11 protein-coding genes, 1 tRNA gene and 1 pseudogene are annotated in these 15342 nt (G+C 72.3%); 6 read left to right on the top strand and 7 right to left on the bottom strand.

Features of this window, described 5'->3' with window-relative positions; all coding sequences use genetic code 11:
- Positions 1 to 551 precede the first annotated feature (551 nt).
- Positions 552 to 1235 (top strand): antibiotic biosynthesis monooxygenase, encoded by a 684-nt coding sequence (locus ACFYOV_RS30675; RefSeq protein WP_389093255.1) that lies wholly within the window; start codon positions 552 to 554, stop codon positions 1233 to 1235.
- 42 nt (positions 1236 to 1277) lie between these two features.
- On the opposite strand, the gene ACFYOV_RS30670 is transcribed toward ACFYOV_RS30675, so the two are convergent.
- On the bottom strand, positions 1278 to 3107 hold the full coding sequence (locus ACFYOV_RS30670) for an endonuclease/exonuclease/phosphatase family protein (RefSeq protein ID WP_389093253.1): 1830 nt from the start codon (positions 3105 to 3107) through the stop codon (positions 1278 to 1280).
- A gap of 305 nt (positions 3108 to 3412) precedes the next feature.
- Between ACFYOV_RS30670 and ACFYOV_RS30665 the strand changes: the two genes are divergently transcribed.
- The 5 genes and pseudogenes from ACFYOV_RS30665 to ACFYOV_RS30645 all read left to right on the top strand — a co-directional run.
- Complete coding sequence (locus ACFYOV_RS30665) at positions 3413 to 4846, top strand: hypothetical protein (RefSeq protein ID WP_389093251.1); 1434 nt, start codon at positions 3413 to 3415, stop codon at positions 4844 to 4846.
- A gap of 216 nt (positions 4847 to 5062) precedes the next feature.
- The gene (locus ACFYOV_RS30660) at positions 5063 to 6520 is read left to right on the top strand and encodes an alkaline phosphatase PhoX (protein WP_389093248.1); all 1458 of its coding nucleotides are present in this window, start codon (positions 5063 to 5065) and stop codon (positions 6518 to 6520) included.
- A gap of 59 nt (positions 6521 to 6579) precedes the next feature.
- A tRNA-Tyr gene (locus tag ACFYOV_RS30655) sits at positions 6580 to 6649 on the top strand.
- 370 nt (positions 6650 to 7019) lie between these two features.
- A complete protein-coding gene (locus tag ACFYOV_RS30650) occupies positions 7020 to 8606 on the top strand; it encodes a TROVE domain-containing protein (protein WP_389093247.1) in 1587 nt (528 codons plus the stop codon).
- A 264-nt stretch (positions 8607 to 8870) separates the two neighbouring features.
- Positions 8871 to 9474, top strand: a pseudogene (locus tag ACFYOV_RS30645) (TetR/AcrR family transcriptional regulator); the annotation flags it as partial.
- Between the two features lie 79 nt (positions 9475 to 9553).
- Here the strand turns inward: ACFYOV_RS30645 and ACFYOV_RS30640 are convergent.
- The 6 genes from ACFYOV_RS30640 to ACFYOV_RS30615 all read right to left on the bottom strand — a co-directional run bounded on the left by ACFYOV_RS30640 (position 9554) and on the right by ACFYOV_RS30615 (position 15329).
- Entirely contained in the window at positions 9554 to 10768 is a 1215-nt protein-coding gene (locus ACFYOV_RS30640) for a TerD family protein (RefSeq protein WP_389093269.1), read from the bottom strand.
- Positions 10769 to 10852: 84 nt separating this feature from the next.
- Positions 10853 to 11077, bottom strand: coding sequence for a hypothetical protein (locus ACFYOV_RS30635; RefSeq protein WP_389093244.1), 225 nt, complete (start codon positions 11075 to 11077; stop codon positions 10853 to 10855).
- A 106-nt stretch (positions 11078 to 11183) separates the two neighbouring features.
- A complete protein-coding gene (locus ACFYOV_RS30630) occupies positions 11184 to 12173 on the bottom strand; it encodes a zinc-dependent alcohol dehydrogenase family protein (RefSeq protein WP_389093242.1) in 990 nt (329 codons plus the stop codon).
- Complete coding sequence (locus ACFYOV_RS30625; RefSeq protein WP_389093239.1) at positions 12170 to 13021, bottom strand: carbohydrate ABC transporter permease; 852 nt, start codon at positions 13019 to 13021, stop codon at positions 12170 to 12172. The genes ACFYOV_RS30630 and ACFYOV_RS30625 overlap by 4 nt, the downstream gene beginning before the upstream one ends.
- Positions 13021 to 13965: a carbohydrate ABC transporter permease gene (locus ACFYOV_RS30620; RefSeq protein ID WP_389093237.1), complete on the bottom strand. Its 945-nt coding sequence runs from the start codon at positions 13963 to 13965 to the stop codon at positions 13021 to 13023. The genes ACFYOV_RS30625 and ACFYOV_RS30620 overlap by 1 nt, the downstream gene beginning before the upstream one ends.
- A complete protein-coding gene (locus tag ACFYOV_RS30615) occupies positions 13962 to 15329 on the bottom strand; it encodes an ABC transporter substrate-binding protein (RefSeq protein WP_389093235.1) in 1368 nt (455 codons plus the stop codon). Before ACFYOV_RS30615 ends, ACFYOV_RS30620 begins: the two co-directional genes overlap by 4 nt.
- Positions 15330 to 15342 lie beyond the last annotated feature (13 nt).

The following is a 15342-nucleotide window of genomic DNA, read 5'->3' as shown; positions in this document are numbered from 1 at the left end:
TCCGGCGCGGAATCGGTCGGCCGGGAAGCGGGGGCGTTGACGCGCCGGCCGCTGCGGGCGGGCACCCCCGCCCCGTCCCCTTCCCGCCGTGGGCGCCTTCTCCGACGCCCACTCCGTCCGTGTGGGGTGTGCCGGGTGGCGGTTCGTCCACGGTCCCTGTGCCGGTGTGCTGCGCGGGTGGGTGCGGCTTCGCCCACGTCCGCTGTGCCCGTGTGGGGTGTGCCGGGTGGCGCTTCGTCCACGGTGGCTGTGCCCGTGTGCTGCGCGGGTGGGTGCGGTCTTGGCCTTCGTCCGCTGTGCGCGTGTGGGGTGCGGCTTCACCCATGCCCACTGTGCCGGTGTGCTGCGCGGCCGGTGCGGTTCCACCCACGCCCACTGTGCCGGTGGGTGGCGCACCGCGTGCACGTCGTCCCCCGCCGTGTCTTGGGCGCTGCATGAGTGGCGTCTGCGGTTTCGGGCGTGTGGCGACGTCCGCTGTGCGGCTTGACCTCGAGTTCGGTTGAGGGTGCAGCGTGGGGGTGTCGTGTTCGGAGTGCACAGGGGAGGCAATTGTGACCCGTCGTAGCAGTGAGTATCCCGTGCCGGGGGACGGTGTGGCCCTGTTCAGTACTTGGCGGGTGGGGACGCCCGAGCGGCAGCGGGATGCCGTGGAGGCCATCGGGCGGGCCTGGGAGCGGCGGGCGTGGCCCGGGGGTGGGCTGCTCGGGTACGACGTGTACGTGGGGGAGGACGGGGAGACGCTGCTGCACTACTCGCGGTGGGCGAGTGAGCAGGCGTTCGAGGCGTTCGGGAAGACGCATCGGCAGGAGCGGGTCGACGAGATCGACACCGCCGTGCCGGGGATCGAGCGGGTGGCCCTGCACCGGTACCGGCACTATCGGAGTACGGAGCGCCGTGGAGGCCGGCCGGGGTGTGTGGTGATCGTCGACGTGGAGTTCGACGGGGCCGATCCGGGGCGGCAGCGGGCGTGGGTCGACGCCGTCGTCGAGGCGCTGGAGAGCGAGCCCGGCGCGCATCCCGGGGGAGTCTCCGCGCACTTCCATCTCGGCCTCGACGGCACCCGGGTGCTCAACTACGCCGAGTGGGAGAGTGCGCGGGCGCACGTCGAGGCACTGGCCGCGCCCGGTGAGGGGATCGGGTCCGGCTCCGCGTTGTGGAAGCGGGTGCAGACCTGGCCGGGGCTGAAGGGCAGCACCGTGCGGCGGTACCGGCACGCGCTGGGACTCGTGCCCTGAGGGGTGCCGGGCTGGCCGGTGGTCGGCCGGCCCGGCCCGGGGTCACGGGCGGAAGCGCAGGACCTGGGGGTCGTGGTCGCTGATCTGGTCGTGGAACTCGGCGTTGATGTGCACGCTGTCGTACGAGAACGTGCAGCCGCGGCGGATCGACGGGCTGATCAGGATCTGGTCCAGGGTCTGGCTGTTGCCCTGGTAGACGTAGGAGTAGCGCTCGCTCTTCGGGAGGGACTTGATGGCGGACCAGAGGGTGCCGTCGCCCTCCAGGACGTCCGTCGTCCGGGAGAACTCGAAGTCGTTGATGTCGCCCAGGGCGACGACGGCCGCGTTCCTCTGCGTCTTCAGGATCTTCGCGGTGAAGTCGTGCACCGCCTGCGCCTGGAGGTGGCGCTGGGTCTCCGAGCTGCGGGCCGGCGGCTGGTACTGCGAGGTCAGGCCCTGGTCGCCGCCCTTGGACGCGAAGTGGTTGGCGATCACGACGACCGTGCGGCCGCGGAAGGTGAATTCACCGGCCAGCGGCTTGCGGCTGTTCTCGAAGGCAGCCGAGGCCGGGTCGATGCGGCCCGGAGAGACCGTGAGCGCCGCCTTGCCGTGGACCGTGGTGACGTCGACCGGGGTCGTTGCGTCACCGCCGGCGCGGTCGGTGAAGGACACCCGCTCCGGGTTGAACAGGAACACCTGGCGGATGTTGCCGCCGGGCTGGCCGCCGTCGGCCTTGTCGGCCGGGTCGACGGAGCGCCAGTCGTAGCGCGGACCGCCGGCCGCCTCGATGGCGTCGATCAGCTTCGTCATCGTCAGGTCGGCCGCCACCGTGCCGTCGTCGGTGGCGCCGTTGTTGTCCTGGATCTCCTCCAGGGACACGATGTCGGGAGCCTGCAGGTTGTTCACGATCGCGGAGGCGTGCGCCGCGAAGGTGTCGTCGGACGGGTCGAGGTTCTCGACGTTGTAGGTGGCGACGGCGAGTTCGCCGTTGCGCTGCTTGCGGGTCGTCTCACGCTCGAGTCCGGCGCCCTCGAGGGTGCCGAGCTGGTTCGCCACCAGGGTGTAGCCGCCGTACTGGTTGAAGTCCAGCGGGCCCGTGGTGGTGCCGACGAGGGTGTCGCCCACGTTCGCGTCCGGGAAGTCGGCGGCGCGGCCGAGGGACTGGATCTGGAGGCGGCCGGTGTTCTGCGCCTCGTAGGAGCCGTAGACCGTGCCGCCGCGGCGGTGGGGGTTCTCCGACGGCTTCACCGTGACCCACAGCGCCGCGTACGGGTCGGTGGCGCCCACCACGCGGGTGTCGGAGACCGCGACGTTCATGCCCTCGAGGGACTCGTAGCGGTCCAGGGCATACTGGCCGGGGCGCAGCGGGAGGGCGTTGATCGAGCCCTTGGCGGCCGGGTCGCCGTCGGGGGTGTAGGCGGCGGGGACGGAGTCGGCGTCGACGACGGTCGCGGCCGGGACCGGATGGCCGCTGGACACCACGGTGAACGTGGCGCGGGTGATCTCCGTCAGCGACTGGTTGCCGGAGGACGTGCCGCCGGGGACGTACTCGGTGACCGTACCGGACACCGTCACGGCGTCACCCACGGCGACACCCTTCGGGGTCGAGCTCGTGAAGACGAACACGCCCTCGCTGGTGGCCGGGTCGGCGTCGGGGGACGGATCCTGGATCCAGAACCCCTTCGACGACCCGTAGGTGCGGACACCGGTGACGATTCCGGTCACGTCGGTGACCTGCTTGCCGGCGTACGGCGATATGCGGGTGTCGCCCTGGATGTCATGGATGCGCACGGAGTCCGCGTGCGCGGGCGTGGTGAGGGCGACGGTGGACGCCGCGGAGCACACGGCGGCGACGGTGAGCGCGGCGAGGCGCGCGGACGACTTGCTCGGCAACGGATTCCCTCCGGGGACGTGAAACAGCGCCGGGACGAGGGTGGAACGGGGCTGGGCGGGAGCCGCCACCTGTGGGGCGGCGCGACGCGCGTAGAAGGAGGCGGGACGTCCGGGACGGGCCCGGCGGGTCCGGTGAACAACTGTCCGCCGACTTCTACGCGCGTCAATCTCCAGCCTGTCCACGTCACTTGTCAAGGTTTCGGCCATGTACGGGTGCCGAAGAGGAGATGAAGCGGGTGGCATGGGCGGAAATCCGTCTAGGCTGAGCGGCTGAGTCGTAAGAGGCGTCCTAGGAGAAACAGCTGATGTCAGACAGCTCCCCCCTGCCGCCGGCGCGGCTGCGCCCCGAAGCGGAGCTGGCGCGCGACGCGCTGTCCACCCCGTTGCTGTCCCGGGCCGCCCGGCTCGCCCGCTGGGCCGGGCCCGGCACCCGGGTCGACGCCGGGGGCGGGCTGGTCGACGAGCAGTTGCCGGCGGCCGCAGACGTGCTCGGGCTGACGGGGGAGGACGCCGCGGCCGATGCCAGTGAGGCGTGGCGCGTCGCCGTGGAAGCCGGGCTCGTCGAGGTGGCCGACGAGGAGGAGGGCACCGTGCGCGCGGGCGCCGGGCTGGCCCTGCTCACCGGGTCCCCGCAGGACGTCCTCGGGGTGTGGCTCGCCGCCCTGGAGACGGTGCTCGCCGACGCGAGCGTGCCCGACCTGGGCGGGCTGGTCGACGCCATCGCCGCCGAGGACGGACCGGGTGAGCTCGACCTGGCCTCGCTCGACTGGGACCCCGAGGCGGAGGCGGAGTTCCTCGACGGGGTGCTCGGCAACCTGTACCTGCTGACCGTGGGCGACCAGGCGCCCGAGGAAACGCCGGTGCCGCTGCCCGCGCTGGCCGCGTCCGTCATCGTGCCCGGCGACATGGGGGAGCCCAGCAACGACGTCCTCCAGCAGGTGTCCGACGCGATGATGCGGCTGGACGAGCAGTTCCGCATGCTCGAGCCGGTGGGACTGGTGCGGTACCGGCCGGTGGACGAGGCGCTGATGGTCGACGCCGACGACGAACCCGCACCGCCGGTGGACGAGACCGATGTCTCCCGCTACGGCATGGTGTGCCTGACCCCGCTCGGGGTGTACGGGCTGCGGGCCCGCCTCCAGGAGGCCGGGTTCGTGGCGCCGGTGGTCGGGGAGCTCGCGGACAAGGGGGCCGACGCGCTGCTCGACGGCACCGCGGCGTTCCCGCCGGCCGCGGCCCACGCGGAGACCGAGCACTGGCTGGCCCGGCGCGAACCCCTCGCCGCGGCACGGGAGTTGCTGGCGGCGGCGCGCGGGGTGGACGAGGGCGCGCCGCTGCGGCGGCTGCGCTGCCAGCAGGCACTGTCGCTGGTCGGCGCCACGGCCGAGCCCGCCCTGCGGGAAGTGCTCGACGACGCCGAGCTCGGCGGGCTGGCGCGGGTGTGGCTGACCGAGCACGGGGCGACCGACGTGCCGCCGCCCTCCGAGGCGATGATCTTCTGGCTCACCATCGACACGGTGGCCGCCCAGCTCGCGGCCGAGGGCAACTCCGAGGAACTGCGGGGTCTGGTGGAGGGGCTGGCCCGGCAGCACAGCGGCTTCTTCGCCACGGCGTGGCGGGTGAACCACCCCGCCACGGCCGACGTCCTGGAGGCGATGGGGCGCCTGCACCCGGACAAGAAGATCGCCAAGGAGGCCCGCAAGGCCGCGTTCAAAGCCAGGTCGCAACAAGGGAGTTGAGCGGCGGACGCCCGGTTCGGGCGCGCGGGTGCCGCCCGGTGGGCGGGACCGCCTGCGCGCCGGTTTCCGGGGTTGTGCCGGACCGGGCGGGTTCACGCAACGGTGGTCTCGCGCGCCGTCCGGTGTTCAACCGGTGTTCAGGGACGGGCGGGAGCGTGGCGCGGTACGAGGTCCGCCACCGTCCACGGGACTGCCACCGTCACAGGAGACACCACCATGCCGCTCACCCGCAGGGACTTCACCACGACATCCGCGGTCACCGGTGCCGGTGTCGCGCTGGCGGGCAGTGTCGGCGCCCTCGCCTCCGCACCCCAGGCCCTCGCGTCCACCGACACCGAGAGGGCGGCGGAGGAGGCCGGTGAGGCGGCGGACGGGACGGGCGGCGTCGGCTACGGACCGCTCGTGCCGGACCCGGACGGCATCGTCGCCCTGCCGGCGGGCTTCTCCTACCGGATCCTCACCCACTGCGGCAGGACCCGGCTGGAGTCCGGTGAGTTCACCCCGGCCGAGCACGACGGCACCGCCGCCTTCCCCGGCCCCCGCGGCACCACCCTGCTCGTCGGCAACCACGAGATGGACGGCCCCCGCGATGAGCACCCACACCCCGTGCCGCTCGCCGAGGGCCTGGTCTACGACCCTGCCGCGCCCGGCGGCTGCACCGTCGTCGAGGTGCGCCCCGACGGCCGCGTCGCCGCGTGGGTCGGCCTCGCCGGCACCGCGAACAACTGCGCGGGCGGCACCACCCCGTGGGGCACCTGGCTCACCTGCGAGGAGAACTCCGACCGGGCCGGCGAGAACGGCATGACCAAGGACCACGGCTACGTCTTCGAGGTCGACCCGGCCGACCGGCGCGCCAACCGCGACCCCAGGCCCCTGAAGTTCTTCGGCCGCTACGAGCACGAGGCCGTCGTCATCGACCCGCGGCGCGGCCACGCCTACCTCACCGAGGACGCCGACGAGCCCAACGGCCTCTTCTACCGTTGGACCCCGCCGCAGGGTTTCCGCCACGGTCCCGGGCGGCTGCGCACCCTGGCCGACGACGCCGGCGTCCTCCAGGCGCCCAGGTGCTTCGACTCCGGCGGCCGGTTCGTCGACGACCTCTCCCGCGCCACCCGGACCGGCACGGTGTACGGCGTCGACTGGGTGGACGTCCCCGACCGCGACGCCAGGACCGTCGCCGTGCGTAAGCAGTTCGGCCCCGGCCAGGTCACCCGCGCCCGCAAACTGGAGGGCATGTGGTGGGGTGACGGCGGGGCGTACATCGTCTCCTCCTACGCCCGTGACGAGAGCCCCGTGCGGCACGACGGGCAGGTCTGGTTCTACGACCCCCGGCGCCGCACCCTCACCCTCGAGGTCCTGTTCGGCGTGAACCCCGACCCGTCGAGGGACGGCGCCTTCGACGGCCCCGACAACATCACCGTCTCCCCCCACGGCGGGCTGATCGTCGCCGAGGACGGCGACGGCGTGCAGCACCTGTTCGGGGCCACCGACAGCGGACGCACCTACCCCATCGCCCGCAACGAACTGAACATCGGCACCGACGAGAAGCCGGAGTTCGGTGAATTCACCGGTGTCACCTTCTCGCCCGACGGAAAGACCCTGTACGCCAACATCCAGGAGCCCGGCATCATGCTCGCCGTCACCGGGCCCTGGAAGCGGCACGAACGCCACTGAACTCCGGGCGGGGCATAAATGGTTGGCCGGGCCCGCGGCCGCCCTCCTAGAGTGATGCACGTCCAGGTGCGAAGGCAGGACCTACTTCCACTGTAAATGGGGCGGTCGCGGGTTCGAGTCCCGCCATCGGCATCATGTGCCGGTGTAGCTCAGTCGGCAGAGCACCACGTCGGTTCCGCCGGCCTCGATCTCTGGACGCCACAACTTCATGCACCTCCCGGTGCGCGGGCGACGGCTCCTTCTTCTCCAAAAAGAATCCCAGGCCGCCGCCGACTTGATCTCGGGAGGCGCAGCATCGGGTGGGTGCCCGGTGCGCAGGCAGCGGATACTTCCGGATCAGGTTCATGTGCGGGTTCGAATCCCGTCGTCGACTTCGGCCGGCGTGGCGGAATGGGAAGACGCGCCTGACTTCTCCGTCGCCGATCCGTTTCTCGGGCACCCTCCTGTGCCGTGCCTCCCTCTGCAATGTCAAAAGGACGAGAATTCGGGGGAATTCATCATGGCGCGGTTCAACAGCAAGGCGGCGGCCAAGACGCAGCCCGTCTCGCGGGTCACCTCCACGGGGCGCGTACTGCGCACCTACGAGGGCGGCCGCGGACACGAGCGGGACAGGCGCTCCGAGCTCTTCCTGCTCGCCGTCTCCCACTTCGTCACCCAGCGGACCTTCTACGAGCACGGCGCCGACCGCGACGACCGGTTCACGCGGCTCGTGCGCGAGCTCGCCGTGGCCGACCCGACCTGGACGGCCGGACTGCTCGGCTGGCTGCGCGGCGAGGGCAACCTGCGCACCGCCTCCCTCGTGGGCGCCGCCGAGTACGTCAAGGCCCGCCTCGACGCGGGTGCGACCGACGGCCCCGCCAACCGGCGGGTCGTGGACTCGGTGCTCCGGCGGCCGGACGAGCCCGGCGAGCTGCTCGCCTACTGGACCGCCACCTACGGCCGCGCCCTCCCCAAGCCCGTCAAGCGCGGGATCGCCGACGCCGTGCGCCGGCTGTACCACGGCAAGGCGCTGCTGAAGTACGACACCGCGTCCAAGGGTTACCGCTTCGGCGACATCCTCAATCTGGTGCACGCGGCACCCGACCCGGACAAGCCCTGGCAGGGCGAGCTCTTCCGGTACGCCCTCGACCGCCGGCACCACCCGGACACCGCCGTGCCGCCGGCCTCCGACCGCGTCCTGACCGCCCACCGCGAGCTGATGGCGTTGCCGGTCGAGGAGCGGCGCGCGGTCGTCACCGCACCGGGCGGTGCGGAGCGGCTCGCGGCGGCGGGCATCACCTGGGAGGCGCTGGCGGGCTGGCTCCAGGGACCGATGGACAGGGCGGCCTGGGAGGCGGTGATCCCGTCCATGGGCACCATGGCGCTCGTCCGCAACCTGCGGAACTTCGACGAGGCCGGCGTCGGCGACGAGGTGGCGGCCCGGGTCGCCACCCGGATCTCGGACCCGGCGGAGGTGCGGCGGTCGCGGCAGTTCCCCTTCCGGTACCTCGCCGCGTACCAGCACGCGCCGTCGCTGCGCTGGTCCTACCCGCTGGAGCAGGCGCTCGGCCACTCGCTGGCCAACGTGCCCGCGCTGCCCGGCCGCACGCTGGTGCTCGTCGACCGCTCCGGCTCGATGTTCTACTCGCGGATGTCCGACCGCTCCGAGCTCACCCGCGCGGACGCGGCCGCCGTGTTCGGCGCCGCGCTCGCGCTGCGGGCGCAGGACGCCGACCTCGTCGAGTTCGGCACCACCAGCGCCGCGGTGCCGTTCCGCGAGGGCGAGTCGGTGCTGAAGGTACTGGGCCGCTTCGGTGACCTCGGCGGCACGGACACCACCGGGGCGGTGCGCCGGCACTACCGGCGGCACGACCGGGTGCTCATCGTCACCGACGAGCAGTACGCCCCCAGCCGCCACGGCGGTCCCACCGAGCTGATCCCGGCCGATGTGCCGGTCTACACCTGGAACCTCGCCGGCTACCGGCCGGGCCACGGTCCGTCGGGCAGGGCGAACCGGCACACGTTCGGCGGGCTGACGGACGCCGCGTTCCGGCTGGTCCCGCTGATCGAGAGCGGGCGGGACGCCGACTGGCCCTGGGCGGCCTGAGCGTCGGGGCACGCTCCCGACGCCGCCCACCGTGGCCCGCACACCTGCTGTGTGCGGGCCACGGTGCTGTGCCCGCCTCGTGTTCCCCCGACCGGCCCGCACCAGCCGTACAGGTGGCCGCCGTGGCGGCCCGGTCCGTGCTCCGTCCGTTCCCCGCTCGTACTGCGTGCGCACGTACTGCAGGCGTCCGCACTGCTCGAGGGCCGGGCCGGCCCCGGCCTCGGTAGGTGGGCCCGGAGGCTTCCGAGGGCCGAGGAGGGGCGGATGGTGCAGGTCAAACCCATGCGCGCGGACGCCCGCCGCAATCACGAGCGGCTGCTGAAGGTGGCCCTGGAGGCGTTCGCCGCACAGGGTGAGGGTGCCTCGCCGGACGGCATCGCCAAGCGCGCGGGGGTCGGCTCCGGCACGCTCTACCGGACTTCCCCACCCGGCGGGCGCTGCTGGAGGCGGCCTGCGTCGACCGCATGGAGGCGCTCGCGGCGCGGGCCGATGAGCTGGCCGGACGGCTGCCGCCGGGGGGATGCGCCGCTGGAGTGGCTGAACGAACTCGGCGCCGGGGTGATCGGGATCCGCGGGCTGCGGGCGCTGCCGGCCCCGGCCGTCGGGGATGCCGGCCCGGTGGCCGGAGGCGGCCCAAACTGCTGTGACTCCTTAAGGACGCGGCGACGCGGCTGGTCGGGGCGGCCCGGGAGGCGGACGCGCTGCGCCGCGACGTCGAGCAGGTCGACGTGCTCCGCCTGGCCCACGGCGTGGGGCAGGTCGACGTGGTCCGCCTGGCCCGCGGCGTGGCGACGGCATCGGAACCGGCGGACGCGGGGGGCCGTGCATCCGCCGCTATCCGGGCCTGCTGAGGGAGGGACTGCGGCCGTGGTCCCGGTGGGCCCGGCGCCGGGCGCCCCCGGACAGAGGGCGCCCCCGGGCCGCCGCGGGCCGGTGCCGCGGACCGTCTACAGCGCCTGGGCCGCCGGCTTCACCATCCCCCTGACCGTGCGGGACTTGACGAAGTCGCCCATCGCGGTCATCTCCCACTCGCCGGAGAACTGGCGGATCAGCTTGGCCATCATCACGCCCGTCTGGGGTTCGGCGCCGGTCAGGTCGAAGCGGACCAGTTCCTCGCCGGTGGTGCCGTCCAGCAGGCGGCAGTACGCCTTGGCGACCTCGGTGAACTTCTGGCCGGAGAAGGAGTTGACCGTGAAGACCAGGCCCGTGACGTCCTGCGGGAGACGGCCGAGGTCGACCGTGATCACCTCGTCGTCCCCACCGCCCTCGCCGGTGAGGTTGTCGCCGGAGTGCCGGATCGCGCCGTTCACGATCTGGAGCTTGCCGAAGTAGCAGCTGTCGATGTGGTTGCGCTGCGGGCCGTAGGCGATGACCGAGGCGTCCAGGTCGATGTCCTTGCCGCGGTACGCCGGCTCCCAGCCGAGGCCCATCCTGACCTGCGAGAGCAGCGGGCGGCCGCCCTTGATCAGGGAGACGGTCTGGTTCTTCTGGAGGCTGACACGGCCCTTGTCGAGGTTGATCTTCCCGGTGGCCGGGGCGGCGGCGGGCGGGGCCGGCGGCGCGGCGGGCGCGGGGGGAGCCTGCGGGGCGGACATCGGCGGCGCGGGCGGGGCCACCGGAGGCCGCATGGTGGCCGGGGGCGGGGTGACCGGCTGGGCGGGGGCCGCCGGTTCCTCGACGGTGACGCCGAAGTCGGTGGCGATGCCGGCCAGGCCGTTGGCGTAGCCCTGGCCGACGGCCCGGGCCTTCCACTGGCCGTTGCGGAGATAGATTTCGACCACGATCAGCGCTGTCTCGGCGCCGAGCTGCGGGGGAGTGAAGGTGGCGAGGACCGCGCCGTCGTCGGCGCCACGGATCGTGGCCGTGGGTTCGATGCCCTGAAAGGTCTGGCCGGCCGCGTCGGGGCTCGCGGTGACGACGATCTTCTCGATGCCCGGGGGCAGGGCCGTGGTGTCGATGGTGATGGCGTCGGGGGCGGTGCCGCCACCGGAGCGGTAGGTCACCCCGGGGCCCTGGGGCTGGTTGTAGAAGATGAAGTCGTCGTCGGAGCGCACCTTGCCGTCGGCGGTGAGCAGCAGGCCCGAAACGTCGAGCCGCACCGGGGCGGCGACGTCCACCGTCACACGGGCGGTGGGGAGAGGAATGTTCGAGCCGGGGGTCATAGCTGTCATACCGGGTGAACGAGCGGGGCGGTTTTGCCGTTCCCTTACCGTGGCCCGTTCGGCCGAGCCGGGACCCAACGGGGTTCAGCGGCGGTTGCGGGGGTGGTTGCGGGCGGTGCGCTCGTTGCCGCGCCGGTAGTTGCCGGTCCAGCGGGCCATGACCAGCTGGGGGTCGGGGGAGGTGGTGACCTCGGTGAGGAAGCGGGCCGCCCGGTCGCCGTCGAGGGTCGTCGCCGGGCGGTCGTGGTGGGTGATGCGGACGGAGCCGCCGGTGCGTGCCTCGTAGGCGAAGCCGTGGGGTCTGGGCATGCGGGGGATCGTACGGGGCGCGGGCGCGGCGTCCCAGCGGATTTCCCCCGGCACCCCGGGCGGGGCCCGCAGCCCCCGGTCGGGCGGGGCGGCGGGCGGGCGGCCCCTACGGCACGACCACGATCTTCCTGCCCACCCCCGCCGCGAACTGGTCCAGCGCCTGCGGGTACCGCTCCAGCGGGACGCGGTCGCTGATGAACACCTCCGGGTCGAGGACGCCGTTCGCGAACAGTTCCGCCGCGCGTTCGAAGCTGTGGAGGACCGCCATCGAGCCCGTGATGGTGATCTCCTGGTTGTAGATGCGGTACGGGTCGATCGTCACCCGCGTCGCGTAGTCGGCCACGCCGAACTGGAGGAACGTCCCCGCCTTCGCCACCCGCTCCAGGCCGTCCTGGATCGCCGCCGCGTTGCCCGTCGCGTCGACGACCAGGTCCCAACCCTGGGGGCGGTCCAGCTCGTCGGGGCCGGCGGCGCAGGCGGAGACGCCCAGGCGGCGGGCGGTCTCCAGACGCGCCGGGTTCACGTCGACCACGTCGACGCTCGCCGCGCCCGTGCGCTTGGCCAGTTCCAGCATCATCAGGCCCATCGTCCCCGAGCCGTAGATCAGGACGTGGGCGCCCAGGCGGGACTGGAGCACGTCGTAGCCGCGTACCGCGCAGGACAGGGGCTCCACCAGTGCCGCGTCCGCCGTGCGGACGTGGTCCGGGAGCTTGACGCAGTTCGCCACCGGGGCGACCGCGTACTGGGCGGCGCCGCCCGCCGTCGTCACGCCGATCGCCGCCCACCGCTCGCACATGTTGTTGTGGCCGACCCGGCAGTAGCGGCACTCGTGGCAGTAGAGGGAGGGGTCGACGGCCACGCGGTCGCCCACCGACAGCTCCGTGACCCCTGTGCCGACGCCGACCACCTCGCCCGCGAACTCGTGCCCGGGCACGATCGGCAGCTCGGGCGCGAACTCCCCCTTGAGGATGTGCAGGTCCGTCCCGCACAGGCCGCACGCGGCGACCTCCACGACGACGTCGCGCGGGCCCGGCGTCGGGTCCGGGACCTCGGCGACGACGGCCCGGCCCACGGACTCGATGACGGCGGCCTTCATTTCACGGCTCCCAACGACAGGCCCTGGACCAGCTTGTCCTGGGCGGCGAACCCCGCGGCGAGCACCGGCAGGGAGATGACGAGCGACGCGGCGCACACCTTCGCCAGGAACAGGCCCTGGCTGGTGATGAAGCCGGTCAGGAACACGGGCGCGGTCTCGGCGACCACACCGGTGAGCACCCGGGCGAACAGCAGCTCGTTCCAGCTGAAGATGAAGCAGATCAAGGCCGTCGCGGCGATGCCCGGCAGGGCGATGGGGGCCACCACGCGCCCGAGGACCGTCGGCAGCCGCGCCCCGTCGATCTGGGCCGCCTCGATGATCGCCACCGGCACCTCGGAGAGGAACGACTGCATCATCCACACCGCGATCGGCAGGTTCATCGCCGTGTAGAGGACGACCAGCGCCCAGATGTTGTCCAGCAGGCCCGTGTTCTTCGCGAAGAGGTAGAGGGGCAGCAGACCGGCCACCAGCGGCAGCATCTTGGTCGACAGGAAGAAGAACAGGACGTCGGTCCACTTCTTCACCGGCCGGATGGACAGCGCGTACGCGGCGGGCACGGCCAGCAGCAGCGTCAGCAGGGTGGAGGCCACCGAGGCGGTCATCGAGTTGATCAGCGCCGGCCAGGGGCTCGCGCCACCGGCCAGGCCGAAGAACTCCCGGTAGCCGTCCAGGGTCAGCGGCGCGGCCACCGAGGGCGGGTTGGTCGCCGCGTCCGCCTCCGAGTGGAAGGAGGTGAGGACCATCCACAGGATCGGCAGCACGAACACGATGCCGGCCAGCCACGCCGTGACGCCCAGCGCGCTCGAGCGCAGCCGTCGTGCCGGAGCGGGGGTGGTGACGGTGGCCATCAGCGGGACACCTCCTCGCGGAACAGCGACGACACCACGCGCAGCGCGAAGGTCGCCAGGACGATCGAGCCGATCACGACGACCACACCGGCCGCGGAGGCGAGGCCGTTCTCGTGCGCCTGGTAGAAGGTCTGGTAGATCGTGTACGGCAGGTTGGCGGTGCCCAGGCCGCCGGAGGTGATGGTGAACACCGCGTCGAAGTTCTGCACGATGTATATCGAGCCGAGCAGGACGCCCAGTTCGAGATAGCGGCGCAGGTGCGGCAGCGTGATGTGGACGAACACCTGCCAGTCGCTCGCACCGTCCATGCGGGCGGCCTCGACCAGTTGCGGGTCGCGGCTCTGCAGCCCGGCCAGCAGGATCAGCATCATGAACGGGGTCCACTGCCAGATCAGCGCGGCCTCCACCGCCGCCAGCGGCATCTCGGAGATCCAGTCCGGCTGCGGCGCCCCCTGACCGCCGATCCCGTGCAGCAGGCCGTTGAACAGGCCGTACTCCGGGTTGAACAGCACGTGCTTCCACAGCAGCGCGGCAGCGATCGGCACCAGCAGGAAGGGGGCGATGAGCATGGTCCGCACGGCGGCCCGGCCGCGGAAGCGGCGGTCCAGGAGCAGGGCGAGCAGCAGCCCGAGGAACAGGCTGACCAGCACCACGGTCACGGTGAGCAGGACGGTCGTCCACACCGACCTGCGCAGCTCGGGGTCGCTGAGCACCTCGCCGTAGTTGGCGAAGCCGGCGAAGCGGCGCTGGTCCGGGTAGAGGGCGTTCCAGTCGAGGAACGAGATCACCAGCGTGGCCACGAAGGGCAGCTGCGTCACGACGATCATGAAGATCAGCGCGGGCAGCAGCGGGGCCCGGGTGGCCCACGCGCGCATGCGGTTCGGCCGCGGGGCCGCCGGCCGCCCGGGGGCGGCGGCGACCGGGGCCGGGGTCGTCAGGGTCATGATGCCTCGTACTTCTCGGCGACGGCCTCGGCCAGCTCCTGGGACTTCTTCAGCGCGCTGTCCACCGACTGGCGTCCGGCGATGGCGGCGCTGATCTCCTGGGAGACCTTGGTGCCCAGGTCGGTGAACTCGGGGATGCCGACGAACTGGATGCCGGGCGCGGGCCGGGGCTGCACGCCCGGGTCCTCGGGCCTGGCGCTCGCGATGGCGTCCCGGGTGACGTCGGCGAAGGCGGCGGCCTGCGCGCGGTACTCCGGTATGTCGTAGGTCGAGGCGCGCTTGCCGGCCGGGACGTTGGCCCAGCCGATCTTCTCGCCGACGAGCTTCTCGTACTCCTTGCCGGACGCCCACGAGATGAACTTCCAGGCGTCGTCGGCGTTGTCGGATGCCTTCTGGACGCCCCACGCCCAGGTGTAGAGCCAGCCGGAGCTCTCGGTCCTCTCGACCGGGGCGGGGACGTAGCCGATCTTGCCCTTGACCGGGGAGCCGTCGGCCTCCAGGGAGCCGGCGCCGGCGGTGGCGTCGTACCACATGGCGGTCTTGCCCTGCGTCATGTTGTTCAGGCACTCCGCGTAGCCGGACTGGGCCGCGCCCGCCTCGCCGTGCTCGCGCACCAGGTCGACGTAGAAGCGTGTGGCGTCCTTGAACTCCGCGGAGTCCAGGCGGGCCTTCCAGCCCTTGTCGAACCACGTGCCGCCGAAGGTGTTGACGACCGTGGTGAGCGGCGCCATCACCTCGCCCCAGCCGGGCAGGCCGCGCAGGCAGATGCCCTTCATGCCGGAACCGGAGCCGTCCACCTTCGCGGCGATGTCGGCGACCTGCTTCCAGGTGGGCTTGTCCGGCATGGTGAGCCCTTCCTTCTGCAGGACGTCCTTGCGGTACATCAGGAAGGAGGACTCGCCGTAGAACGGCTCGCCGTAGAGCTTGCCGTCCGCGGCGGTGAGCGCCTTGGTCATCGGGGGCAGGATGTCGGCCTGGTCGAAGGCGGTGTCGTCCTCGACGTAGGAGTCCAGGGAGTGCAGCCAGCCGTTCTTCGCGTAGATCGGGATTTCGTAGTTGCTGAGCGTGGCGACGTCGTACTGACCGGCCTGGTTGGCGAAGTCCTGGCTGATCTTGTCCCTGACATCGTTTTCCGGCAGCACGGTGAAGTTCACCTTGATCCCGGTGTCCTTGGTGAAGTGGGCGGCGGTGAGCTTCTGCAGCTCGACCATCTGCGGGTTGTTCACCATCAGGACGTTGAGGGCGCGGCCGTCGGAGGATCCTGATCCGCCGGCGCCCGAGCAGGCGGCGAGCGGAGTGATCAGCGTCGCGGTCGCGGCCACGGCGAAGAGGGTGCGTGGTACGCGTCGGCTCTCGGTTCGCATGCGGTACTCCTGG

The organism is Streptomyces sp. NPDC005931 (assembly GCF_042871235.1).
GTDB lineage: Bacteria > Actinomycetota > Actinomycetes > Streptomycetales > Streptomycetaceae > Streptomyces.
Note: the sequence above shows the minus strand (reverse complement) of the source record. Positions and strands in the feature narration are given on the sequence as shown.

Bases quoted from the DNA above. Each gene is read 5' to 3' on its own strand.
- ACFYOV_RS30660 (WP_389093248.1), top strand. From the start codon at position 5,063: ATGCCGCTCACCCGCAGGGACTTCACCACGACATCCGCGGTCACCGGT.
- ACFYOV_RS30650 (WP_389093247.1), top strand. From the start codon at position 7,020: ATGGCGCGGTTCAACAGCAAGGCGGCGGCCAAGACGCAGCCCGTCTCG.
- ACFYOV_RS30635 (WP_389093244.1), bottom strand. From the start codon at position 11,077: ATGCCCAGACCCCACGGCTTCGCCTACGAGGCACGCACCGGCGGCTCC.
- ACFYOV_RS30615 (WP_389093235.1), bottom strand. From the start codon at position 15,329: ATGCGAACCGAGAGCCGACGCGTACCACGCACCCTCTTCGCCGTGGCC.
- ACFYOV_RS30640 (WP_389093269.1), bottom strand. From the start codon at position 10,768: ATGACCCCCGGCTCGAACATTCCTCTCCCCACCGCCCGTGTGACGGTG.
- ACFYOV_RS30665 (WP_389093251.1), top strand. From the start codon at position 3,413: ATGTCAGACAGCTCCCCCCTGCCGCCGGCGCGGCTGCGCCCCGAAGCG.
- ACFYOV_RS30630 (WP_389093242.1), bottom strand. From the start codon at position 12,173: ATGAAGGCCGCCGTCATCGAGTCCGTGGGCCGGGCCGTCGTCGCCGAG.
- ACFYOV_RS30625 (WP_389093239.1), bottom strand. From the start codon at position 13,021: ATGGCCACCGTCACCACCCCCGCTCCGGCACGACGGCTGCGCTCGAGC.
- ACFYOV_RS30620 (WP_389093237.1), bottom strand. From the start codon at position 13,965: ATGACCCTGACGACCCCGGCCCCGGTCGCCGCCGCCCCCGGGCGGCCG.